This is a genomic window from Streptomyces lycii (genome assembly GCF_009735685.1).
Classification (GTDB): Bacteria; Actinomycetota; Actinomycetes; order Streptomycetales; family Streptomycetaceae; genus Streptomyces; species Streptomyces lycii.
This window is the reverse complement of record NZ_WHPN01000392.1, coordinates 1-24821: the sequence shown is the minus strand read 5'-3', so window position 1 is coordinate 24821 and position 24821 is coordinate 1. Positions and strand designations below refer to the sequence as shown.

Genomic DNA, 24821 nt, shown 5'->3' with positions numbered 1-24821 from the left:
CGCGTCGCGGTTTCCGGACAACCCAGACAGGCACCAGGGTCCGAAAGATCAGGGCGGATCCCAGGCGAAGGGGAAGCACCTCGTGGCACGCATCGGTGACGGCGGCGATCTGCTCAAGTGCTCGTTCTGCGGCAAGAGCCAGAAGCAGGTGAAGAAGCTCATCGCAGGCCCGGGTGTGTACATCTGCGACGAGTGCATCGACCTCTGCAACGAGATCATCGAGGAGGAACTCGCCGAAACCTCCGAGGTGCGCTGGGAAGAGCTTCCCAAGCCCCGGGAGATCTACGAGTTCCTCGAAGGCTATGTCGTCGGCCAGGAGCCCGCGAAGAAGGCGCTCTCCGTGGCCGTCTACAACCACTACAAGCGGGTCCAGGCCGGCGAGAACGGCGGTCGTGAGGGCCGGGACGACGCCATCGAACTGGCCAAGTCCAACATCCTGTTGCTCGGCCCGACCGGCTCCGGCAAGACCCTGCTCGCGCAGACGCTGGCCCGGATGCTGAACGTCCCGTTCGCGATCGCGGACGCCACCGCGCTGACGGAGGCCGGCTATGTCGGCGAGGACGTCGAGAACATCCTGCTCAAGCTGATCCAGGCCGCCGACTACGACGTCAAGAAGGCCGAGACCGGGATCATCTACATCGACGAGATCGACAAGGTCGCCCGGAAGAGCGAGAATCCGTCGATCACGCGGGACGTCTCCGGCGAGGGCGTCCAGCAGGCGCTGCTGAAGATCCTGGAGGGCACCACCGCCTCCGTCCCGCCGCAGGGCGGCCGCAAACACCCGCACCAGGAGTTCATCCAGATCGACACGACGAACGTCCTGTTCATCGTGGGCGGTGCCTTCGCCGGCCTGGAGAAGATCATCGAATCCCGGGCGGGCGCCAAGGGCATCGGCTTCGGCGCGACGATCCGCTCCAAGCGGGAGATCGAGGCCAGCGACCAGTTCCAGGAGGTCATGCCGGAGGACCTGGTGAAGTTCGGGATGATCCCGGAGTTCATCGGCCGGCTCCCGGTCATCACCTCCGTGCACAACCTCGACCGCGAGGCGCTGCTCCAGATCCTGGTCGAGCCGCGCAACGCGCTCGTCAAGCAGTATCAGCGGCTCTTCGAACTCGACGGTGTGGAGCTGGACTTCGACCGCCCGGCCCTGGAGGCCATCGCCGACCAGGCGATCCTGCGCGGCACCGGCGCGCGGGGCCTGCGCGCCATCATGGAGGAGGTCCTCCAGTCGGTGATGTACGAGGTGCCGTCCCGCAAGGACGTCGCCCGGGTCGTCATCACCGAGGACGTCGTGCACTCCAACGTGAATCCGACCCTCGTCCCGCGGACCCGCGGCGGCGAGCCGGGGGAGCGGCACGAGAAGAGCGCCTGACCCACCCGCCGCCCGGCGGCACGGAACACGAAGGGGCGGCCCGGACGCGATGTCCGGGCCGCCCCTCACGTTTCCCCCGCGGGCCCGCCGTGCGGTCCGCGTACGGCGGCCGCTACTTCGGCTGCACGGTCTCGTCCCGCACCTTGGAGACGGTGTCCGCGTACTCGTCGAGGTTCACGGAGTCCTCCGACGTGTAGTCGGGGGAGACCACGGCGACCACGGCCATGGTGGAGTTGTCCGACCAGGCACAGGCCGGCATGTACAGCTCGCCCAGGCCCTGGGTGGCCTTCAGCACCTGGCAGCTGAGGACGTCGTCACCGCTGCCGAAGTCCTTCGGCGACTGCACCACTTCGGCACCCTGGCCCTGCGCCATGCCGTCCAGGGCGTCCTTGCGGGTGTCCGCGGGGTCCGAGTCGATGTCGCCCCAGGCGCCGGACAGGATCAGCGCGCCCTTCGTGGCGTCGCCGCCCTGCGTGTACTGCGCGACCACTGCCGTGCCGTCGGAGGGCAGTTCGTCCTGGAGCATGTCGCGCTGCTGCTGGAGCTGGGAGGAGTCCGGCGCCTTCTCGTAGTCCCCGTCGAGCAGGGTCTGCGGCGCCGTGAGCTTCTCGGTGCCCTCCGGGCCGCCGAGCATCGAGACGACACCGAAGCCGACCACCAGCAGGACGACGAGGGCACCGGCGGCGATGCCGATGATCGCCCCCTTGCCGAGCCCGCGCGACGGCGGCGGGGCCTGCGGCGGCCAGGGCTGGCCGCCGGGGGCGCCCGGTGCTCCGGCCGGCGGGTAGCCGTAACCGGGACCGCCCTGCGGCGGTACTCCTGCGTGGCCCTGCGGGCCGGGCTGCGCGCCCTGCGGGTAGCCGTAGCCGGGCTGCTGCGGCGGCGGGCCGGCGGCGTACGGGTTGTGCTGCTGTCCGCCGTCGTACGGGCCGGACGGCGGCGGAGGCTGCTGGTGACTCACGGTTCCCCCTCGGGGCGTGCTGCTGGTGGTTACTTCTTCTCGACGCGGACTTCGTCGCGGACCGCGACCGTCTCGACCGAGAGTTCTTCGGTGGTCATGACCTTCCCGGACGCCTCGGCGCCGGCGATGGACGTGAGCTGGTGCTGGACGATGCCGAGGGCGCTGGTGTCGCCCCAGACGCAGTAGGCCACCTCGGCCTTGATCCGGGACTCGCCCTCGCCCTGGACGCCGGTCTCGGCCTTGCACTTCATGACGGCGCCGTCGAAGCCGCCGGGGGAGTACTCGGTGACCGGGGTGACCGTCTCGGTCTCGGTCCCGGCGGCGGCCTGCGCGTTCTGGTCCTCGATCTGGGCGAAGAGGGCGTCGACCGACTTCTCCGGGTCGTCGACCCGGCCGTGGACGCCGATGACGTACAGGCTCTGCTTCTGCGAGTTGCCGTAGACGCCGGTGGCCTGTTCGGCGTTCTTCACGCCCAGCCTGTCGGCCGTGGCCTTGTCGGCGAGGCCCTCGTCCTTCGCGGGGTCCGCGCCGGTCGGCTGCTTGGAGTACTCGCCGTCGAGAAGCTTCTCGGGCATCTTCAGGGTGTACGGGGCGACTTCGCCCCGCGCCGGCCCGCCGCCCGGGCCGCCCTTCCCGTCCGGGCCCCCGGAGCCGTCACCGCCGGTGAAGAGGACGGCGCCGCCGACGACCGCGGCGACCGCGACGACGGCGCCGGCGACGATGCCCACGGTCCTGCCCCTGCCGCTTCCGCCGCCGGTGGGCGGGGGCGGGGGCATCCGGCCGTACGGCGGCTGCTGCCCGTACGGGAGTTGCTGCCCGTACGGGGGCTGCGGGGGCTGCTGGGTGTACTGGCCGGGCTGCTGGGGCTGGGCGTACGGGTTCGGACCGGGCTGCGGGTAGCCGTAGCCGGGCTGCGGCGCGGGCCCGGCGGGCGGCTGCTGCGGGTAGCCGTAGCCGGGCTGCCCCTGCTGCGGCTGACCGTGGGGACCGGGAACGGGGCCCGGCTGCCGCGGCTCGCCGTAGGGACCCGGCTGGTGCTGGCTCATGGCGGTGGAGGTCCTCTCGGCTGCCGTTACTTCCCGATCTTCACGCGGGCGTCGGCGCGCACCTCGGCGGCCGTCTCCGCGACCCCCTCGACGTCCGCCTTGCCCGCGATCAGCGCGACAGGATCCATCACCATGACTCCGCCGACGGTGCTGGAGTCGGCCCAGATGCAGACCGGCAGCTCGGCGTGGTCGATCGGGACGTCCGGGTCGTCCACCGTCGTCTTGAACTTCTGGCACTTCATGACGGCGCTGCCCAGGCCGTCCGGCTCCACCGACTCCGGACTGCCGAGGACCTCGACGTCGCCCTGCTCCTCCGCGGACTTCTGGATCACCACGAACATGGCGTCGATGACCTGCTCCGGGTTCTCCACCTCGCCCCAGACGCCGGTCAGCAGCATCTGCTTCTTCGACGCGGTCTGGTACTCGGCCTGCACCGGGTGCGGGTCCGTGACCCCGGGAAGGGCCTGCAGCGAGTCCTTCTCCCCGGCGGGCAGGTCGGAGTCGTCCTTGCCGGCGCCCTGGCGGTCGAACTCCTCGGCCACCTTCTGCGGGGTGGTCAGCTTGTGCGGACCGTCGTCCTCGGCGGGGCCGCCGCCGGTGAAGAGGACGGCGCCGCCGACGACCGCGGCGACCGCGACGACGGCGCCGACGACGATGCCGACGGTCCTGCCCCTGCCGCTTCCGCCGCCGGTGGGCGGGGGCGGGGGCATCTGGCCGTACGGCGGCTGCTGCCCGTACGGGGCCTGAGCGCCGTACGGGGCGCCGGGCTGCGGCTGCTGCTGCCCGTACCCGGGCTGCTGTCCGTACCCGGGCTGCTGCGGCCGGCCGTACGGATCGGGGCCGGGCTGCGGTTGGCCGTAGCCGGGCTGGGGAGGAACCTGGCCGGGCGGCTGCTGCGGATAGCCGTAACCCGGTCCGCCCGCCGCACCGCCCGGGCCGTAGGGTCCGGGCTGTCCGCCGCCGTACGGTCCCGGCTGCGGTGGCGGCTGGTTGTGGCTCATCTCTCCCCCTGGTCTTCGCATCTGCGTGGGCTCACATCCTTCCTGACGACTTACGCGGGCTTTACCCCGGGGCGGCAACGGGTTCGTAACAGCGGTGTTCCGGCCCTTAGACTGGCGCCGTGAGCGACAACACCCAGCGCCCCCGCGGAGGGGCCCACACCAGCGCCCCCGTTGATCTGCCGACCCAGTACGCGCCGGCCGACGTAGAGGGGCAGCTGTACGAGCGCTGGGTGGAGCGGGGTTACTTCGAGGCGGACGCCAAGTCCCCCAAGGAGCCCTACGCCGTCGTCATCCCGCCGCCGAACGTCACCGGTTCGCTCCACCTCGGCCACGCCTTCGAGCACACGCTGATCGACGCCCTCACCCGCCGCAAGCGCATGCAGGGCTATGAGGCGCTGTGGCAGCCCGGCATGGACCACGCGGGCATCGCCACGCAGAACGTCGTCGAGCGCGAGCTGGCCAAGGAGGGCAAGTCCCGGCACGACCTGGGGCGCGAGGCGTTCACCGAGCGGGTCTGGAAGTGGAAGGCCGAGTCCGGCGGGCAGATCTCCGGCCAGATGCGCCGCCTCGGCGACGGCGTCGACTGGTCGCGCGAGCGGTTCACCATGGACGAGGGCCTGTCCCGCGCCGTCCGGGCCATCTTCAAGCGGCTCTACGACGACGAGCTGATCTACCGCGCCGAGCGCATCATCAACTGGTGCCCCCGCTGCCTGACGGCCATCTCCGACATCGAGGTGGAGTACCAGGACGACGAGGGCGAGCTGGTCTCGATCCGCTACGGGTCCGGTGACGCCGAGGTCGTCGTCGCGACGACCCGTGCCGAGACGATGCTCGGCGACACCGCCGTCGCCGTCCACCCCGGCGACGAGCGCTACCGGCACCTGGTCGGCACCGAGATCGAGCTGCCCCTCACCGGCCGCCGCATCCCCGTCGTCGCCGACGAGCACGTCGACCCGGAGTTCGGCACCGGCGCCGTCAAGGTGACGCCCGCGCACGACCCGAACGACTTCGAGATCGGCCGCCGGCACGACCTGCCCAACCTCGCCGTGATGGACGAGCACGCGGTCATCACCGCGCACGGCCCGTTCCAGGGCCTGGACCGGCTGGAGGCCCGCTCGGCGATCGTCGCCGCGCTGCGCGCCGACGGCCGCATCGTCGCCGAGAAGCGTCCGTACACGCACTCCGTCGGGCACTGCTCGCGCTGCAAGACGACGATCGAGCCGCGGCTGTCCATGCAGTGGTGGGTCAAGGTCGGCCCGCTCGCCAAGGCCGCGGGTGACGCGGTCCGCGACGGCCGCGTCACGATCCACCCGCAGGAGATGGAGAAGCGCTACTTCGACTGGGTCGACAACCTCCACGACTGGTGCATCTCGCGCCAGCTCTGGTGGGGCCACCGCATCCCGGTCTGGTACGGCCCGGCCGGCGAGGTCGTCTGCGTCGGACCGGACGAGGAGCCCCCGTCCGGCGAGGGCTGGCGGCAGGACACGGACGTCCTGGACACCTGGTTCTCCTCCGGCCTGTGGCCGTTCTCCACGCTCGGCTGGCCCGAGGAGACCGAGAGCCTCGCGAAGTTCTACCCGAACTCCGTCCTGGTCACGGGGTACGACATCCTCTTCTTCTGGGTCGCCCGGATGATGATGTTCGGCCTCTACGCGATGGACGGCACCCCGCCGTTCCACACCATCGCGCTGCACGGCATGGTCCGCGACCAGTTCGGCAAGAAGATGTCGAAGTCCTTCGGCAACGCGGTCAACCCGCTGGACTGGATGGACACGTACGGCTCCGACGCCGTCCGCTTCACCCTGGCCCGCGGCGCCAACCCCGGCGTCGACGTCCCGATCGGCGAGGACTGGGTCCAGGCCTCCCGGAACTTCGCCAACAAGATCTGGAACGCCACCCGCTTCGCCATGATGAACGGCGCCACGACCGAGGGCGAGCTGCCGGACGCCGCGCTGCTGCGGCCCGAGGACCGGTGGATCCTCTCCCGGCTGAACACCGTGGTCGCCGAGGTCGACGCGTACTACGAGGACTACCAGTTCGCGAAGCTGTCCGACACCCTCTTCCACTTCGCGTGGGACGAGGTCTTCGACTGGTACGTCGAGCTGTCCAAGACCACCTTCCAGGCGGGCGGCCCGGCGGCCGAGGTCTCGCGCCGGGTCCTGGGCGAGGTCCTCGACGTCACGCTGCGGCTGCTGCACCCGGTGATCCCGTTCGTCACCGAGACCCTGTGGACCACGCTCACGGGCCAGGAGTCGGTCGTCGTCGCCGACTGGCCGGCGGACTCCGGTTTCCGCGACACGGCCGCCGAGCGCGAGATCGAGACCGTCCAGCAGGTCGTCACCGAGGTCCGCCGGTTCCGCGCCGACCAGGGGCTCCAGCCGGGTCAGAAGGTCCCGGCGCGGCTCGACCTGACCGGCACCGGGCTGGCCGGGCACGAGGCGGCCATCCGCGCCCTGCTGCGGCTCCAGCCGGAGGGCGAGGGCTTCACGGCCACCGCGACCCTGCCGGTCGCGGGGGCGACGGTGGCGCTGGACCTGTCGGGGGCGATCGACGTCGACGCCGAGCGGAAGCGTCTGCGCAAGGACCTCGCGGCCGCGGAGAAGGAGAAGGCGCAGGCCACGGCGAAGCTGGGGAACGAGGGCTTCCTCGCCAAGGCGCCGGACCACGTGGTCGGGAAGATCCGGACGCGGCTGGCGACGGCGGAGGCCGACATCGACCGCATCGCCGCGCAGCTGGCCACGCTTCCCCCGGCCTGAACCGGCCTGCCGGATTACGCCCGGGGGCGCCGCCACGGTGCCCCCGGGCCCGGAGCCCTCGCGCCCCCGGGCAGCGGGCGGGCGGGATGCCGGCACCTCCGGCGCACGGCACGGAGGGCGGCGGCGCGCCCGCGTCTCGCGCGTCCGGGCAGCGACCGGCAGCGGGCCGGGCACATCCGGGAGCGCCGGGAGACCCGCGCCGGAGGCGACTCCGTAGACTGGTGGCGTGAGTGAGCACGTCCCGCACGAGGACCCCGACCCCGACGACCCGACCGGCGACTCCTTCGAGGAGATCGTCGGCGCGGAGACCGACCGCGACCCGGATCTGGCGGTGATCGAGGCCGGCAGCCGCACGCTCCGCACGCAGGCGGGACCGCCCGAGGGCGACGGCATCCCCGCCCGGCCCCAGGACCCCGAGACCGACCGCGCGCTGCGGGAGGTCGAGAGCGAACTGCTCGCCCGCTGGCCCGAGACCAAGCTGGACCCGTCGCTGGTGCGCGTCGAGGCGCTGATGGACCTCCTCGGCGAGCCGCAGCGGGCGTATCCGTCGATCCACATCACCGGCACCAACGGCAAGACCAGCACCGCGCGCATGATCGAGGGGCTGCTGACGGCCTTCGAGCTGCGGGCGGGCCGCTACACCAGCCCGCACGTGCAGTCGATCACCGAGCGCATCAGCCTGGACGGCGCCCCGGTCGCCCCGGAGAAGTTCATCGAGACGTACCGGGACATCAAGCCGTACGTCGACATGGTCGACAGCACGCAGGAGCACCGGCTGTCGTTCTTCGAGGTGCTCACCGGCATGGCGTACGCCGCCTTCGCGGACGCGCCGGTCGACGTCGCGGTCGTCGAGGTCGGCATGGGCGGCAGCTGGGACGCGACGAACGTGATCGACGGACAGGTCGCGGTGGTGACGCCCATCGACCTCGACCACACCAACCGGCTCGGCGGCACCCCCGGCGAGATCGCGCGCGAGAAGGCCGGGATCGTCAAGGAGGGCGCGACGGTCGTGCTGGCCCAGCAGCCGGTGGACGCCGCGCAGGTGCTGCTGAAGAAGGCCGTCGAGGTGGACGCCACGGTGGCGCGCGCCGGCATGGAGTTCGGCGTGGTGAGCCGCGAGGTCGCCGTCGGCGGGCAGTTGCTGACGCTGCGCGGCCTGGGTGGTGAGTACCCGGAGCTGTTCCTGCCGCTGCACGGCGCGCACCAGGCGCAGAACGCGGCGGTGGCGCTGGCGGCCGTCGAAGCGTTCTTCGGCATCGGGTCCGAGCACGCCCGCACCCTGGACGCCGAGACGATCCGGACGGCGTTCGCGTCGGTCGTCTCGCCGGGCCGGATGGAAGTCGTACGGCGCAGCCCGACCGTCGTCCTGGACGCGGCGCACAACCCGGCCGGGGCCCGTGCCGCGGCGGCCGCGGTGAGCGAGGCCTTCAGCTTCAGCCGGCTGGTCGGCGTCGTCGGGCCGTCGGGGGAGAAGGACGTACGGGGGCTGCTGGAGGCCTTCGAGCCGGTGTTCGCCGAGGTCGTGGTGACCCGGAATTCGACGCACCGGGCGATGGACGTGGACGAACTGGCGGCGATCGCGGTCGAGGTGTTCGGCCAGGACCGGGTGCAGGTCGAACCGCGGCTGGACGACGCCCTGGAGGAGGCGATCACCCTCGCCGAGGAGGAGGGTGAGTTCTCCGGCGCCGGTGTGCTGGTGACCGGTTCCGTGATCACCGTGGGCGAGGCCCGGCTGCTGATGAGGAGGGGCTGACCCGATGCGAACCCTGTGTGCGAGCACGCTGATCGGTGAATTCTTCGTGATCGGCTTCGCGGCGCTGGTCGCCGTCCGGATGTACGACGTGCCGGACGGCACCGTCTGGACGGTCAGCGGTGTCGCGATGGCGCTGTGCGTGCTGCTGTGCGGGGCGCTGTCGCGGCCGGGCGCGGTGCCGGTCGGCTGGGTCCTCCAGGCCGCGCTGATCGCGAGCGGCTTCCTGGTCCCGGTGATGTTCTTCCTGGGCGCCTGCTTCGCGGCGCTGTGGTGGGCGTCGGTGCACTTCGGGGGCAGGATCGACGAGGCGAAGGCGCGGTTCGCGGCGGGCGACGGCGCCGGGGCGGCGGCCGGCGAGCCGGAGACCGGGCGGGCCTGAGCGCGGAACCGGTGCGGGCCGTCTTGAGCCGGCCGGCGCCGCGGCGGTGCGAGCGGGCGTGGGCGCGGAGCCGGTGCGGGCGGTCTCGGGCCGTCGGGGGCCGGTGGATGCGTGTCGGGTGCTGCCGGGCGCGCCGCCGGGTGCGCGTCGGTTGCCGGTTGCCGGTTGTCGGCGTGCGCTGCGGGACGCCGGGAGCGGCCTTCACCTCCCGGGCGCCGTGTGGCCCGGGCTCCGTGAGACCGGGCTCCGTGTGACCCGGGTGGCGCCGTGAGACCCGGGGGGCCCGGTGTGACCCGGGCGCCGGGCGGAGCCGGGCCGGGGAGCCCGTGTAGCCTCTTCCCCACCCACCCCCGCGCACGTCCGGGGGTGTCCCCGCCCCGGACCTCGTCCGGTGGCCCCGCCCGGAACACGCCCGGGGAACAAGCAGCCCGCATGACCGAAGGAGCCCGCACCGTGAGCCAGCGCACGCTCGTCATCCTGAAGCCGGACGCGGTCAGGAGAAACCTGATCGGCGAGGTCGTCGGCCGTATCGAGCGCAAGGCGGGCTGGACGATCAGCGCGCTGGAACTGCGCACGCTGGAGCGCGAGGTGCTGGAGCAGCACTACGCCGAGCACGTGGGCAAGCCGTTCTACCCGCCGCTGATGGACTTCATGACCTCCGGTCCGGCGGTCGTGCTGATCGTCGAGGGCGAGCGGGTCATCGAGGGCGTACGGGCGCTGGCCGGGCCGACGGATCCGATCGCGGCCGCGCCGGGCAGCATTCGCGGTGATTTCGGCACGATTGTCCGCGAGAATCTGATCCACGCCTCGGACTCGGAGGAGTCCGCCGAGCGCGAGATCAAGATCTTCTTCCCGGGCGCGGCCTGAGCGCCGGAGCCGAGCACGCGGGCGAAGTCCGGCGCGCGGGCAGGGCCGGGCCCGTGAACGCGGGTCCGGGCCGGGCCGGGACCGGGTTGGACCGGGCCGGGCGCGCGGGCCGGGCAGCGCTGCGCGCAGCCGGGCGACGCCGCGCATCGTGGCCGAGCAACGCCGCGCATCGCGGCCGGGCAACCCCGAGCAACCCCGAGCAGCATGACCGACAATCTGATCAGTTGTCAGCTGTAAGTGTTCCGTGACCTGGGGCGACCGAAAAAAATCGGTCGCCCTTTGGCATATGCGAGCACCGGGTTGGGAACGCATCACTCCGACACGACGTCACCATTACAGAGGTGGGCGGGCGTTCCGCGGACAATGGCGGAGGGCCGTCGCGCGGCTCAGCCGCGGGCGAGACTACGATGGAAGCTTCCACGCGCATCGCGCCCATCCCGCCTTACCTGTAAGCCACCATCTCCAGCTGGGAAGGCCAGACATATCCTCATGGGGAACAACATGTCGTTCATCGGCCGTGACATGGCTGTCGACCTCGGCACCGCCAACACGCTGGTGTACGTCCGGGGCCGCGGCATCGTCCTCAATGAGCCTTCGGTCGTCGCCATCAATACCAACACCGGCGGGATCCTCGCCGTGGGCGCCGAGGCGAAGAAGATGATCGGCCGTACCCCCGGCAACATCGTCGCGGTCCGCCCGATGAAGGACGGCGTCATCGCCGACTTCGAGATCACCGAGCGGATGCTCCGCTACTTCATCCTCAAGATCCACAAGCGGCGTTATCTGGCCCGCCCCCGTGTCGTGGTCTGTGTGCCCTCCGGTATCACCGGGGTCGAGCGCCGCGCCGTCATCGAGGCGTCCACCCAGGCCGGTGCCCGCCAGGTGCACATCATCGAGGAGCCGATGGCCGCCGCGATCGGCTCGGGCCTGCCGGTGCACGAGGCCACCGGCAACATGGTCGTGGACATCGGCGGCGGCACCACCGAGGTCGCCGTGATCTCTCTCGGCGGCATCGTGACCGCCCAGTCGATCCGGGTCGCGGGCGACGAGCTGGACAACGCGATCATCCAGCACATCAAGAAGGAGTACAGCCTGCTGCTCGGTGAGCGGTCGGCCGAGAGCATCAAGATCACCATCGGTTCGGCGTTCGACTCCGGCGAGGACGAGCACACCGAGATCCGCGGCCGTGACCTGGTCAGCGGACTGCCGAAGACCGTGGTGATCTCCTCCGCCGAGGTCCGCAAGGCCATGGAGGAGCCGGTCAACTCGATCGTCGACGCGGTCAAGACCACCCTCGACAAGTGCCCGCCCGAGCTGTCCGGCGACGTCATGGACCGGGGCATCGTGCTCACCGGCGGCGGCGCCCTGCTCCGCGGCCTCGACGAACGGCTCCGCGAGGAGACCGGCATGCCCATCCACATCGCCGAGGACCCGCTCGACTCCGTCGCCCTCGGTTCCGGCAAGTGCGTGGAGGAGTTCGAGGCGCTCCAGCAGGTGCTGGACTCCCAGCCGCGCAGATGAGACCCCGGCGAATCGCCGCGCGGGCGGTCCCCGTCCGTGCGGCGCTCCGGTTGATATACAGACACCGAACACACCCCACCCGACACAAGCCACACATCTCCTGACGACCGGGCGCGACCGCGACATCGGTGGCCGGCCGGTCCAGACGAGGAAGGCACGCCGCCGCACGTGAGGGACACACGAGAGAGCCGGCTGCTCCTGGTGCTGCTGATCGCCATCGCGTTCGCTTTGATCACGGTGGACATCCGCGGCGGCGAGGAATCACCGCTCGACGGCGCCCGGGAGGTCGCCGCGTCGGCCTTCGGACCGGTGGAGAACGGCGTGGCCGCGGCCGTCGATCCGATCGGCAACGCCGTCGGAGCGGTCCGCGACTCCGGGGAGCGGCACAGCCGCATCGCCGAGCTGGAGCGTGAGAACACCGCCCTGAAGCTGAAGCTCGGCAGCGACGACCGCACCCGCAGCCGCGCCCGGGAGCTCGACAAGATGCTCAAGACCGCGGGCGCGGGACAGTACGGCGTCAAGGGAGCCCAGGTGATCGCCATAGGAGCGGCCCAGGGCTTCTCCTGGACGGTGACCATCGACGCGGGCAGCGACGACGGCATCAAGAGCGACATGACCGTGCTGAACGGCGACGGACTCGTCGGCCGGGTCACCACCGTCGGCCCGTCCACGGCCACCGTGCTGCTCGCCAACGACCCCGACTTCACCGTCGGCACCCGCTTGGAGAAGAGCAACGAGCTGGGCTTCGCCACCGGTCAGGGCGGTCGTGACCTGCGGGTCCAGCTGCTCAACGGCAAGGCGGTCGTCAAGAAGGGCGACCGGCTGGTCACCTTCGGCTCGCACGGCGACCAGCCGTTCGTGCCGGGCGTACCGGTCGGGGAGATCACCCGCGTCGACCCCTCGAACGGCGACCTCACCCGTACGGTGCAGGTCCGGCCGTTCGTCGGCTTCAGCCGGCTCGACATCGTCGGCGTCGTCGTCCAGCCGCCCCGCGAGGACCCGCGCGACACCGTGCTGCCGGAGAAGCCCGCGAAGCCCAAGCCCGCGCCCACGGTGACCGTCACGGCCACGCCCACCGCCGGCGGCTCGGACGACGCCGCCAACGCCCCCGACGGGAACTGACCGATGCGCCTGAACCGGATCCTGCTCTCCGCGGCCCTGCTGGTCGTCGCGCTCGTGCTCCAGGTGAGCGTCCTCGCCCGGCTGCAACTCCCCGGCGCCGTCCCCGACCTCACGCTGCTCGTCGTCCTCGGCCTCGCGCTCGTGTACGGGCACACCGCCGGCGCGCTCATCGGCTTCGCGGCCGGCCTGCTGGCCGACCTGGCGCCGCCCGCCGACCACGCCGTCGGCCGCTACGCCCTCGTGCTGTGCCTGATCGGTTATCTCGCCGGCCTGGTGAAGCCGGAGAGCGGCCGGGTCCGTTCGGCCACCGGTCCGCTGCTCGTCGTCGGCGGCGCGGCCGTCGGCACCACCCTGCTGTACGCGGGCGTGGGCGCCCTCGTCGGCGACACCGCCGCGCGCCAGGTCGGTCTGGCCGGGCTGGTCGGCACCGCCGCCCTCTACGACCTGCTGCTCGCCCCGTTCGTCGTGCCGCTGGTCATGGCGGTGGCCCGGCGCACCGAGCACGACCCGCTGGCCGAGTCCTCGGGCGGCGGCGCGGGCGAGAGCACGTACGGCGGCTGGCAGACGGCGGGCACCGGGCTGAGCCTCGGCGGCGGCCGCCGGGGCGGACGGTTCGGCGGGCGCGCGAAGGGTGTCCTGAGCGGCCGGTCCGGCGGCGCGGCACCCACGCTGGGCGGCGGCAGCGGCAGAGGGCTGCTGGGCCGCCAGGCCCGGGCACGGGCGGGACGCATCAAGGGGGTCAAGCGGCTGTGACCCGTCCCGTACCGGAGGCAGGAACGCCGACAGCACCACTGGAGGGGGCAGCCCTGTGAGCAACATCCCGGAGACCGGACGCACCTCCCGGGTCACCATCCGGCTCGTCGCGATCCAGATCCTGGTCTTCTCCCTCCTGGCGACCCTCGGCGGCCGCCTCTGGTTCCTCCAGATCCGCAACGGCGACGAGTACACCGCCGAGGCCGCGGGCAACCACGTCCAGCAGGTCGTGCAGCCCGCCGTGCGCGGCTCGATCCTCGACGCCCGCGGCGTACCGCTCGCCGACAACGAGACCCGCCTCGTCGTCTCCGCCAGCCGCACCGAGCTGATGAAGATGGACGACGACGGCGAGGCCGTGCTCGCCCGGCTCGCCAAGGTCCTGGGCATGAAGCCGAAGGACGTCTCGGACAAGGTGCGGCTGTGCGACGCGGAGACCGAGCAGCCGTGCTGGAACGGCTCGCCGTACCAGCCCATCCCGATCACCGACGAGGCCACCACCCAGCAGGCCCTGGCGATCCGTGAACGCTCCGAGGACTTCCCCGGCATCACCGCCGAACCCACAGCCGTACGCCGCTACGCCGCTCCGGCCGGCGCCACCACCTCGCAGGTGCTCGGCTATCTCTCACCGGTCACGGACGAGGAGATCAAGAAGGCGGAGAACACCGACTCGCCGTTCCTCCGCTCCGACCAGGTCGGCCGCTCCGGCCTGGAGCGCTCCTACGACGAGTACCTGCGCGGCAAGGCCGGCGTCACCCGCTACGAGGTCGACAAGCTCGGCCGGGTCATGGGCCAGACCCAGAGCGACCCGGCGGTCGCCGGGCACAACGTCATCACCAGCATCGACGCCCGCGTGCAAGCGGTCGCGGAGAAGGAGCTGGAGAAGGCGATGAAGGAGGCCCGCAAGCAGTTCGACGACAACACCGGCCGCAACTACGAGGCGGACGCGGGCGCCGTCGTCGTACTGGAGTCCAAGACCGGGCGCGTGGTCTCCATGGCGTCGAACCCGGACTACGACCCCAACGCCTGGGTCGGCGGCATCTCCGGCAAGGACTACGCCGAGATGACCGACAAGGAGTCGAACTACCCGCTGCTGAACCGGGCCATCCAGGGCCAGGCGGCGCCCGGCTCCATCTTCAAGGTCATCCCGACCGCGGCCGCCGTCAAGGCGGGCTACGACTTCAACGGCCGCTATCCCTGCACCAGCTCGTACAGCATCGGCAACCAGGTCTTCAAGAACTTCGAGTCGCAGGACCACGGGGCGATCAACCTCGGCAAGGCCCTGGAGGTCTCCTGCGACACCGTCTTCTACCGGCTCGCGCACCAGGAGCACAAGCGGGACGGCGGGATGAACCCGAAGAAGGACGCGAAGGACTGGTTCTACAAGACCGCCCACGACTTCGGCCTCGGCAAGAAGACCGGCATCGACCTCCCGAACGAGGTCACCGGCCGGGTCCCCGACCGCCAGTGGAAGAAGGACTTCTGGGAGGCCAACAAGGACAGCTGGTGCGAGAAGGCCAAGGACTGGCCGGAGAAGAAGGACTACGTCACCAAGCTGTCCCGGGAGAACTGCCTCGCGGGCATGAAGCTGCACGCCTACGACTCGGTCAACTACTCCATCGGCCAGGGTGACACCCTCGTCACCCCGATCCAGATGGCGACGATCTACTCGGCCATCGCCAACGGCGGCACGCTCTACGACCCGTCCGTCGGCAAGGCCGTCGTCAGCCCGGACGGCAAGTCGGTGGAGATGATCGAGCCCGAGCCGCACGGCAAGCTGCCGACGAGCAAGAAGACGCTCCAGCAGATCGACGGCGCCCTGGCGGACGTGGCCACCGCGGGTACCGCGGCCTGGCGGTTCCAGGGCTGGCCGCAGGACAAGATCCCGATGCACGCGAAGACCGGTACGGCGGAGGTCTACGGCAAGCAGACCACCTCGTGGTTCGCGACGTACACCGAGGACTACACGATCGTCATGACGATCTCCCAGGGCGGCACCGGCTCCGGCGCCTCCGGTCCGGCGGTGCGCAACATCTACAACGCGCTGTACGGGGTGGACGAGAAGGGCAAGATCGACAAGAGCAAGGCGCTGCTGCCGAAGCCGCAGACGGAGCTGCCGGAGATCCGCGAGGACGGCTCGATCAAGTCGGCGCCGGTCGAGAAACCGGCCGACGAGGAGGACGCCGCCGGCGAGGAGGACGCGTCCGGCGGAGGCGGGGACACCGGGCCCGCGGACGGGACGGACGGCGGTGACGCGGCGGTGGACCAGGCCGGCGCGGACCGGGCGGCCGGCGACCAGGGGGCGTTCGACCAGGCAGCGGCGGAGCCGGACGCGGAAGCGGACTCCGGCCAGGATCCGGCGGCGGACGACCACGGCGCAACCGATGACGCGGACCAGGCAGCACGAAGGGAAGACGAGTGACCGGGCACGGCTTCTCGATCAGCCGCTACACCCCGGACCAGGGCGTCTGGGGCCGGCTGACCGCGCGCGACTCACTGGTCCGCCGGATGGACTGGCCGATGCTGGCCTCGGCGCTGCTGCTCTCCGGGCTCGGCTCGCTGCTGGTCTGGTCGGCGACGCGGAACCGTACCGAGCTGAACAACGGGGATCCGTACGACTATCTGATCAAACATACGGTCAATGTGGGCATCGGCCTCGCCCTGATGGCGGGAACCGTCTGGCTCGGCCACCGGACACTGCGTGGCGCCGTCCCGGTGCTCTACGCCCTGTCGCTGATCCTCATCGGGCTGGTCCTGACGCCGCTCGGCACCACCATCAACGGCTCGCACGCCTGGCTGGACGTCGGCGGTTTCTCCCTCCAGCCGTCCGAGTTCACCAAGATCACCATCATTCTCGGGATGGCGATGCTGCTGGCGGCCCGCGTCGACGCCGGCGACCGGATGCACCCGGACCACCGCACCGTCGTCCAGGCGCTCGCGCTGGCCGCCGTACCGATGGCCATCATCATGCTGATGCCGGACCTGGGCTCCGTGATGGTCATGGTGGTGATAGTGCTCGGCGTGCTGCTCGCGTCCGGCGCGTCCAACCGCTGGATCATCGGGCTGATGACGACCGGGGCCGTGGGCGCCATCGCCGTGTGGCAGCTCGGCATCCTCGACGAGTACCAGATCAACCGCTTCGCCGCCTTCGCCAACCCCGAACTCGACCCCGCCGGTGTCGGCTACAACACCAACCAGGCCCGCATCGCCATCGGCTCCGGCGGCCTGTACGGCACCGGGCTGTTCAACGGCACCCAGACCACCGGCCAGTTCGTCCCGGAACAGCAGACGGACTTCGTCTTCACGGTCGCCGGTGAGGAACTGGGCTTCCTCGGCGGCGGCCTGATCATCGTGCTGCTGGGCGTCATCCTGTGGCGGGCCTGCCGCATCGCCCGCCAGACGACGGAGCTCTACGGCACGATCGTCGCGGCCGGCATCATCGCGTGGTTCGCCTTCCAGTCGTTCGAGAACATCGGCATGACGCTCGGCATCATGCCGGTGGCGGGCCTGCCCCTGCCCTTCGTGTCGTACGGCGGCACGTCGATGTTCGCGGTCTGGATCGCGGTGGGACTGCTCCAGTCCATCAAGGTGCAGCGGCCGTTGTCGGCGTAACCGCTCCCTGAAGCCCTCCAGGCTCTGTGCACCTCGCCGGGCCTCGGCCACCGGCAGGGCTTGCGGCGCCACCGGACGGGGAGGCGTCGAGCCGGCTGCTTGAACTGAAGGCTCCACGGCCAAGAGAATGCTCGCACAGGACGCGACACTGCTCGCGTCCTGTCTTTTGGGACGCCAACCGCCTCGTACAGGAGATGTTGACTGTGTCGCGCCGCCACCTGCCCACCGCCGTCGGCGTCATCGCCGGCACCCTGATGCTGATGACCGCTTGCGGGAGTGGCGGGAACGAATCACAGGCCGGAGACAAGATCGAGGGCGCCGATGACGGCAAGAAGACATCGGCATCGCCCGATCCTTCCGATCCCTCGTCGGCGGAACGCCCCGATGTCAGCGTTCCGGAGGACTACGAAATGCTCTTCGACTGGACGGCGCCCTCGGATCCCGAGCAGCGGGCAGCGCTGAACGACGCGGCCAATTACCTCCGGTCCATCAAGCACGGCATCATGAAGCAGGACGCGGACGATCCCGCGTACAAGTTCTATTCAGTACAGGCTGCCAGCCGCTACGCGCGTACCCAGATCCAGAAATGGGTGGACGGCGGGTACACGGCGACCGGTACCGACCGCTACTACCGGCCCGAGTTCTCCGAGTCGGAAGACGGAGTCCTGATCACCTTCTGCCGGAACCAGGCGAAGGCGTACAGCAAAGAGATCGAGACAGGAAAGGTTCACCGCACTGAGGAGAGTCTGAGCAGCTTCCAGAAGTTCAGCATCGTCATGAAACCCAAGAGCGCGTCCGATGAGGTCTGGCAGGCGCAGCAGATCGAGGTGGAGGGAGAGGTGGAGGAATGCCGGGCCTGACGGGAGAAGGCATGTCCGGACGGCGCGGCGCAGTCGGAATGGTCGCGAGTCTGCTGCTGATCTCGTCTGCCGGCGTTGCCCAGGCCGACGAGCTTCCGGACGGAACGACCAAACCTCCCCGAGGGGATGTGCAGGGGAACGACCTGATCTCGTCGGTCTCCCGGACGAAAATCGAGATCGAGTCTCCGGGAGGAGGAACCCGGGAGGTCCCGACGGGGCGGTTCACCTCCTCCGACCCCGATTGGGAGCCTCCGGCGTGCTGGTACGAGCCCGTGATGACTCCGGAGCAGCTCAAAGCCGGCACTGAGAAACTGGGCCGTGAGGGGGGTATGGGCGCGGTCAACGCGCACGAATGGTGGACCGACGGACTCTTCGTGGACCACTACAAGGACGGTAAGCCGGACGACGGCGTGCCCGGTTATGACAATTACAACCTCGGCAAGGACGGCATGTGGTGGCGCAGTGTCGTCCGCGAGGGACACGAGGACGATGTCCGGGCCTGGGACTGCGACAAGGTCATGTTCTGGGCGGACGCGGGGGAGATTCCCGACGACCCGCACACCATTTCGCCGAAGATCCTCGCTGAATACGCGTACGACAAAATTCCGGTGCCGGAAACCGAGGTCGAGATGAACCCGGACGGCAAGCAGACCGTGAACCTGCCCACCTGGATGTGGTTGGACGAGACGACGTTCAAACCGGTCGAGGTGACGGCGCGCCTTCCCGGAACGGGGCTGTGGGCGACCACGACGGCCAAGCCGGTGAGCCTGCACCTGGACCCGGGGACGAAGGACGTCGAGCTGCACCCCTCTTCGGGCGAGTGCCGGATCAATGACAAGGGAGACATCGGTGCTCCCTACAGCAAGCAGGACGGCGAAGGCGATCCGCCCTGCGGCGTCACGTATCTCCGCTCCACCCCGGACGGGCAGCGGCCGTACGAACTCAAGGCGACGTTGACCTGGGAGATCGAGTGGGAGGGGTCCGGCGGCACGGGTGGAGACCTGCCCGACGGAACGTTCGATTCCACAACCCCGGTGACGGTCCGGGAGATCCAGGCGATCAACCGTTGACCAGTGTTGCGGCGGCGTGCAGTCCGGCCGGGCACCAGGAACCGTCAGAGGATCCCGGAGCCGGGACCGCACGCGCGTGTTCTGGCTGCGGTGCTGCGGTGTGCGGCCGGCACCACAGCGACTCGTCTCGCGGAATCTCCCGGGGCGCTCACGCGCCTCCCCGCCGGCCGGTGCGAGGGGTGCACAACGGGGCAACTCCTGACTAAGTTCGGTGCATGGCGGCCACGGTGCGGGAGATCGAGCGCAAGTACGACTTCGGCGGTGACGGCGGTGACGGCGGGGGCCGCGGGCTGCCGGATCTGAGCCCGGTGCCCGGTGTGGCCGCCGTGGAGCGCCGCGAGCCGGCCTCCCTCGACGCCGTTTACTACGACACCGCCGACCAGCGTCTCGCCCGCCGGCACGTGACCCTGCGCCGCCGCACCGGCGGTGGTGACGCGGGCTGGCACCTCAAGCTGCCCGTCGGCCCCGACACGCGGGACGAGATCCGCGAGCCGCTCTCGGACGCGGTTCCGGCCGTGCTCACGGCACTGGTGCGGTCCCGGATCCGGCGCGCCGAACTCGTGCCGGTCGTGCGGCTGCTGTCCGAACGGGATGTACGGCATCTCGTACGGGCCGACGGCGCCCTGCTCGCCGAGGTCAGCGTGGACTCCGTCACCGCGCGGCGGCTCGACGGCGACACAGCGCGCGGCGGCGAGAACGCGGGCGACGGCGAGGACGCGGCCGGGGGAGGCTCCGGCGGTGGGGAGGAGATCCGCTGGACCGAGGTCGAGGTCGAGCTTGCCGACGGGGTCGAGCCCGGGTTTCTCGACCTCGTCGAACGGCGTCTGACCGCGGCCGGGCTGCGGCGCTCCGAGTCCGCCTCCAAACTCGCCCGCGCCCTCGCCGGCACCGCTCCGCCCCGTACCGTTCCGCCCGGCGCCGCGCACTCGGACGGACCGGGCTCGCCCGGCGCCGTTCCGCCCGGCGCCGGGACCTCGGGCCCCGGTTCGCCCGGTACGGCGGCCGGCACTCCGCTCCCGGGCACGGGGACTTCGGGCACGGGGACTCCGCGCACGGAGACGACCCCGGGCACGGAGGCGACCCCGGGCACGGAGGCGACCCCGGGCACGGAGGCGACCCCGGGCACGGAGGCGACCCCGGGCGCCCCGAAGCGGCGCACCCCGGTCCCCGGCGCCCCCGCCCCGGGCCGGCCGCCCCCGTACACCGCCGGCGACCACGTCCTGGCGTACGTCCGCACCCAGGTCGAAGCCGTCGTCGCCCTCGACCCCGCCGTCCGGCTCGACACGTACGACTCCGTGCACCGCATGCGCGTCGCCACCCGCCGGCTCCGCAGCGTCTTCCGCAGCTACGGCAAGGTCCTCGACCGCTCCGTCACCGGCCCCGTGGCCGAGGAGCTGCGGTGGCTCGCGGCCGAACTCGGCGTCGACCGGGACCGCGAAGTGCTCACCGCGCGCCTGCGGGAGCGGCTCGGCGAGCTGCCTCCGGCGCTGGTCACCGGGCCCGTCGAGTCGCGGCTGCGCGCCTGGTCCGCCGCCGGGCGCAGTGCCTCGCGGGAGCGGCTGCTCGCCGTCCTCGACGGCGACCGCCATCTCGGCCTGCTCGACGCCCTCGACGCGCTGCTCTCCCGGCCGCCGCTGCTGCCCGGCGCGGACCTCCCGCCCGGTGACGTACTCCCCGGCGCCGTTCTCCGCGACCACGACCGGCTGGCCGTCTGCATCGACCGCGCGCTCGCGGCGCCCTCCGGGCCGGACCGCGACCTGGCCGTGCACGACGCGCGCAAGGCCGCCAAGCGGGTCCGGTACGCGGCCGAGGCGGCGGCGCCCGCGCTCGGCAAGCCCGCCAAGCGGCTCGTACGGCACATGCGGGAGCTCCAGGAGCACCTCGGCGGCCATCAGGACAGCGTCGTCGCCCGCGAAACCGTCTTCGAACTGGCGGCCCAGGCGCACGCGGCCGGGGAGGACTCCTTCACCTTCGGGCTGATGTACGGACGCGAGGAGCGGCGGGCGGCGGACGTCGAGCGCGCCCTGCCGGCGGTGTGGTCCGCCACGGCCCCGGAAGCACACCGCGCCGCCCTCAGCTCCGCCACGGCCCCGGCCGGACACCGCGCCGCCCTCAGCCCCGGCACCGGCGGCTGACCGGTTCGGTGCCGACACCCGACCGGTTCGGCACCGGCGGCTGACCGGCCGGCCCGGGGCCCCGCCGGGACCGGCTCGCAACGCCCGCCCGCAACGCCCGGGCCCGCTCGCCCCGGGGGGAGCGCCCCGCCCCCTCCGCCCCGCAAGCGGCCCGGTCCGGCACCGGCGCCGCAGACGGTACGCTGGATGGTCACCCTTCCCCTGCCGTCGGCGGGGGGCGACCGTAAACCAGCTCCTCATGAGAGACGCCGCGATGCCTGTCGAGTCGGTCTTCCCGCGCCTGGAAGCGCTTCTCCCGCACGTTCAGAAGCCCATCCAGTACGTCGGAGGAGAGCTCAACTCCACCGTCAAGGACTGGGACGCCTGTGACGTCCGCTGGGCGCTCATGTACCCGGACGCGTACGAGGTGGGGCTGCCCAACCAGGGCGTCATGATCCTCTACGAGGTCCTCAACGAGCGCGAGGGCGTCCTCGCGGAGCGCACCTACAGCGTCTGGCCCGACCTGGAAGCGCTCATGCGCGAGCACGCCGTGCCGCAGTTCACCGTGGACAGCCACCGTCCGGTGAAGGCCTTCGACGTGTTCGGCCTGAGCTTCTCCACCGAGCTGGGCTACACCAACATGCTGGCCGCCCTCGACCTGGCCGGCATCCCGCTGGAGGCCGCCGACCGCACCGACGACGACCCGGTGGTCCTCGCCGGCGGCCATGCCGCGTTCAATCCCGAGCCGATCGCCGACTTCATCGACTGCGCGGTCATCGGCGACGGCGAGCAGGCCGTGCTCGCCATCACCGAGATCATCAGGGCCTGGAAGTCCGAGGGCCGCCCCGGCGGCCGGGACGAGCTGCTGCTGCGGCTGGCGAAGACCGGCGGCGTGTACGTCCCGAGGTTCTACGACGTCGAGTACCTGCCGGACGGCCGCATCGCCCGCGTCGTCCCCAACCGCTCCGGCGTCCCGTGGCGGGTGTCCAAGCACACCGTCATGGACCTCGACGAGTGGCCCTACCCCAAGCAGCCCCTGGTGCCGCTGGCCGAGACCGTGCACGAGCGGATGTCGGTGGAGATCTTCCGCGGCTGCACCCGCGGCTGCCGGTTCTGCCAGGCCGGCATGATCACCCGCCCGGTGCGCGAGCGGTCCATCACCGGCATCGGAGACATGGTCGAGAAGGGGCTGAAGAACACCGGCTTCGAGGAGGTCGGCCTGCTCTCGCTGTCCTCCGCTGACCACAGCGAGATCGGCGACATCGCCAAGGGCCTCGCCGACCGCTACGAGGAGGACAAGGTCGGCCTGTCCCTGCCCTCCACCCGGGTTGACGCCTTCAACATCGACCTGGCCAACGAGCTGACCCGCAACGGCCGCCGCTCCGGTCTCACCTTCGCCCCCGAGGGCGGCTCCGAGCGCATCCGCAAGGTCATCAACAAGATGGTCTCGGAGGAGGACCTGATCCGCACGGTCGCCACCGCGTACGGCAACGGCTGGCGCCAGGTGAAGCTGTACTTCATGTGCGGCCTGCCCACCGAGACCGACGACGACGTGCTCCAGATCGGCGACATGGCGGTCAACGTCATCGCCAAGGGCCGCGAGGTCTCCGGGCGGAACGACATCCGCTGCACCGTCTCCATCGGCGGCTTCGTGCCCAAGCCGCACACCCCGTTCCAGTGGGCGCCGCAGCTCTCCGCCGAGGAGACCGACGCCCGGCTGGCGAAGCTGCGCGACAAGATCCGCGGCGACAAGAAGTACGGCCGCTCGATCGGCTTCCGCTACCACGACGGCAAGCCCGGCATCGTCGAGGGCCTGCTCTCCCGCGGTGACCGCCGGGTCGGTGCCGTGATCCGCGCGGTCTACGACGACGGCGGACGCTTCGACGGCTGGCGCGAGCACTTCTCCTACGACCGCTGGATGGCCTGCGCCGGGAAGACGCTGCCCGCGCAGGGTGTCGACGTCGACTGGTACACCACCCGCGAGCGCACCTACGAGGAGGTCCTGCCCTGGGACCACCTGGACTCCGGTCTGGACAAGGACTGGCTCTGGGAGGACTGGCAGGACGCGCTCGACGAGACCGAGGTCGAGGACTGCCGCTGGACCCCGTGTTTCGACTGCGGCGTGTGCCCCCAGATGGACACCGAGATCCAGATCGGTCCGACGGGCAAGAAGCTGCTGCCGCTCACGGTCGTGAAGTAGCGCCCGGCCCGCCCCGCACGGGCCCGACCGGCGAAGCCCCCGTCCCCGCGGCGGGGGCTTCGGCGTGCCCGCGCCGGTCCCGGCCCGCTTGCTCTCCGTAATCCTTTCGGGGCCGCTCGGGGCCCCCACCGGGGCGCGGGCCCTCCGCGGCCACGTACCCTGGGGCGGTAGGACGACCGTACTCTTGAAGGACTGAGCAGCCCTGGGCAAGCGACAGCCCGAAGGCCCGCCGCCCGCACCCGCGGTGCAGCGCATCCGACTGCGCTACACCAAGCGCGGCCGCCTCCGGTTCACCAGCCATCGCGATTTCCAGCGTGCCTTCGAGCGGGCCCTGCGCCGCGCCGAGGTGCCGATGGCCTACTCGGCCGGCTTCACCCCGCACCCCAAGGTGTCGTACGCCAATGCCGCACCCACCGGCACCGGCAGCGAGGCCGAGTATCTCGAGATCGCCCTCACCGAGCCCCGGGACCCGGAGAAACTCCGGGTGCTGCTCGACGAGTCCATGCCCCGCGGGCTCGACCTGGTGGACGCGGTGGAGGCCCGCACGACGGGCCTGGCCGACCGGCTCCAGGCGTCCGTGTGGGAGCTGAGGCTCGACGGAGTGACCCTCCAGGAAGCCCGGGGCGCCGCCGAGGCCTTTCTCGCGGCGGACTCGGTGGAGGTCGAGCGGCGTACGAAAAACGGCTTGCGCACCTTCGACGCGCGGGCCGCAGTCGTACGTCTCGAAGCGCTCGAAGGACCGGCTGATAGGCCGGGCGACACCGCCTGTGCGATACTGCGCCTGGTAGTGCGGCATGCAACACCTGCCGTGCGACCCGACGACGTCCTGTCCGGCCTCCGAGCTACGGCCGACCTGGCGCCGCCGGTCCCCGCAGCGGTGACCAGGCTGGCGCAGGGGCTGCTCGATGAGGAGACCGGCACGGTGACCGACCCGCTCGTGCCCGACCGCGAGGTTGTCACGGCCGCCCCACCCACGGCCGCCGGACAGACCGCCGCGACGGAGGCACCGCCCGCAGGCGGAGTGGCGCAGGAAGGTACCGCGTAAGGGACGGCCGTCGACGCGCAGTCGACGCACCAGGGAGCCACCCGGGTCCGGCAGCGCATTGACCAGGAGACTTTCGCCGGTGTCGTCCCCACGGGACCGGCGAGTGAGACAACAGCTCCCGTGCGGCGCCCGCGCCCCGGACAGCGGCACCGCGCACATCACGCGGGCCGTGCCGGAACAAGACGCGGCGCCCGGGAGCGTGACGGGAGAACCGCCCGCATGCTCGAGCCCATTGAGCCCACCGAGCCGAACGAGGCAGCGCCCACCGGCGCCGCCGGGAACAGCTCCGGAAACAGCTCTGACAACAACAGCCCCAGCGACACCCTGCCGCCGCGCCGGCGGCGGGCCGTTTCCCGGCCCGCCGGGCCGCCCGCCGCGCAGACGGCCGAGAC

18 protein-coding genes are annotated in these 24821 nt (G+C 71.4%); 15 read left to right on the top strand and 3 right to left on the bottom strand.

Annotation, left to right across the window (positions count from 1 at the left end):
- The first annotated feature begins 82 nt into the window (after nt 1-82).
- Nucleotides 83-1372 carry an ATP-dependent Clp protease ATP-binding subunit ClpX gene (gene clpX / locus GCU69_RS27010; RefSeq protein ID WP_098751899.1) on the top strand — a complete coding sequence of 430 codons (1290 nt, stop codon included), beginning with the start codon at nt 83-85 and terminating at the stop codon, nt 1370-1372.
- 112 nt (nt 1373-1484) lie between these two features.
- Here clpX and GCU69_RS27005 read toward each other — a convergent pair whose 3' ends face one another.
- The 3 genes from GCU69_RS27005 to GCU69_RS26995 are packed head-to-tail and all read right to left on the bottom strand — an operon-like array spanning nt 1485 to nt 4380.
- A complete protein-coding gene (locus tag GCU69_RS27005) occupies nt 1485-2333 on the bottom strand; it encodes a hypothetical protein (RefSeq protein ID WP_156207424.1) in 849 nt (282 codons plus the stop codon).
- Between the two features lie 29 nt (nt 2334-2362).
- Nucleotides 2363-3379 carry a hypothetical protein gene (locus tag GCU69_RS27000; protein ID WP_156207423.1) on the bottom strand — a complete coding sequence of 339 codons (1017 nt, stop codon included), beginning with the start codon at nt 3377-3379 and terminating at the stop codon, nt 2363-2365.
- A gap of 26 nt (nt 3380-3405) precedes the next feature.
- On the bottom strand, nt 3406-4380 hold the full coding sequence (locus GCU69_RS26995; protein WP_156207422.1) for a hypothetical protein: 975 nt from the start codon (nt 4378-4380) through the stop codon (nt 3406-3408).
- Between the two features lie 119 nt (nt 4381-4499).
- Between GCU69_RS26995 and GCU69_RS26990 the strand changes: the two genes are divergently transcribed.
- The 14 genes from GCU69_RS26990 to GCU69_RS26925 all read left to right on the top strand — a co-directional run bounded on the left by GCU69_RS26990 (nt 4500) and on the right by GCU69_RS26925 (nt 24429).
- On the top strand, nt 4500-7136 hold the full coding sequence (locus GCU69_RS26990; RefSeq protein WP_098751895.1) for a valine--tRNA ligase: 2637 nt from the start codon (nt 4500-4502) through the stop codon (nt 7134-7136).
- A 226-nt stretch (nt 7137-7362) separates the two neighbouring features.
- A complete protein-coding gene (gene folC, locus GCU69_RS26985; RefSeq protein WP_156207421.1) occupies nt 7363-8889 on the top strand; it encodes a bifunctional tetrahydrofolate synthase/dihydrofolate synthase in 1527 nt (508 codons plus the stop codon).
- A gap of 4 nt (nt 8890-8893) precedes the next feature.
- Entirely contained in the window at nt 8894-9268 is a 375-nt protein-coding gene (locus GCU69_RS26980; RefSeq protein WP_098751893.1) for a DUF4233 domain-containing protein, read from the top strand.
- Nucleotides 9269-9721: 453 nt separating this feature from the next.
- A complete protein-coding gene (gene ndk, locus GCU69_RS26975; RefSeq protein ID WP_156207420.1) occupies nt 9722-10135 on the top strand; it encodes a nucleoside-diphosphate kinase in 414 nt (137 codons plus the stop codon).
- 501 nt (nt 10136-10636) lie between these two features.
- Nucleotides 10637-11656 carry a rod shape-determining protein gene (locus GCU69_RS26970; RefSeq protein ID WP_098751890.1) on the top strand — a complete coding sequence of 340 codons (1020 nt, stop codon included), beginning with the start codon at nt 10637-10639 and terminating at the stop codon, nt 11654-11656.
- Nucleotides 11657-11824: 168 nt separating this feature from the next.
- Entirely contained in the window at nt 11825-12778 is a 954-nt protein-coding gene (gene mreC, locus GCU69_RS26965; protein WP_098751889.1) for a rod shape-determining protein MreC, read from the top strand.
- Between the two features lie 3 nt (nt 12779-12781).
- The gene (gene mreD / locus GCU69_RS26960; protein WP_098751888.1) at nt 12782-13531 is read left to right on the top strand and encodes a rod shape-determining protein MreD; all 750 of its coding nucleotides are present in this window, start codon (nt 12782-12784) and stop codon (nt 13529-13531) included.
- 55 nt (nt 13532-13586) lie between these two features.
- Entirely contained in the window at nt 13587-15950 is a 2364-nt protein-coding gene (gene mrdA / locus GCU69_RS26955) for a penicillin-binding protein 2 (protein WP_156207419.1), read from the top strand.
- Entirely contained in the window at nt 15947-17140 is a 1194-nt protein-coding gene (rodA, locus tag GCU69_RS26950) for a rod shape-determining protein RodA (protein ID WP_098751886.1), read from the top strand. Before mrdA ends, rodA begins: the two co-directional genes overlap by 4 nt.
- A 203-nt stretch (nt 17141-17343) precedes the next feature.
- A complete protein-coding gene (locus GCU69_RS26945; RefSeq protein ID WP_235978724.1) occupies nt 17344-18000 on the top strand; it encodes a hypothetical protein in 657 nt (218 codons plus the stop codon).
- Nucleotides 17988-19070, top strand: coding sequence for a hypothetical protein (locus tag GCU69_RS26940; protein ID WP_235978723.1), 1083 nt, complete (start codon nt 17988-17990; stop codon nt 19068-19070). The genes GCU69_RS26945 and GCU69_RS26940 overlap by 13 nt, the downstream gene beginning before the upstream one ends.
- Nucleotides 19071-19285: 215 nt before the next feature.
- Complete coding sequence (locus GCU69_RS26935) at nt 19286-21205, top strand: CYTH and CHAD domain-containing protein (protein WP_156207418.1); 1920 nt, start codon at nt 19286-19288, stop codon at nt 21203-21205.
- A 253-nt stretch (nt 21206-21458) separates the two neighbouring features.
- Nucleotides 21459-23384, top strand: a complete 1926-nt coding sequence (locus GCU69_RS26930; RefSeq protein WP_098751883.1) for a TIGR03960 family B12-binding radical SAM protein — start codon at nt 21459-21461, stop codon at nt 23382-23384.
- Between the two features lie 244 nt (nt 23385-23628).
- Nucleotides 23629-24429, top strand: coding sequence for a TIGR03936 family radical SAM-associated protein (locus tag GCU69_RS26925; protein WP_098751882.1), 801 nt, complete (start codon nt 23629-23631; stop codon nt 24427-24429).
- Nucleotides 24430-24821 lie beyond the last annotated feature (392 nt).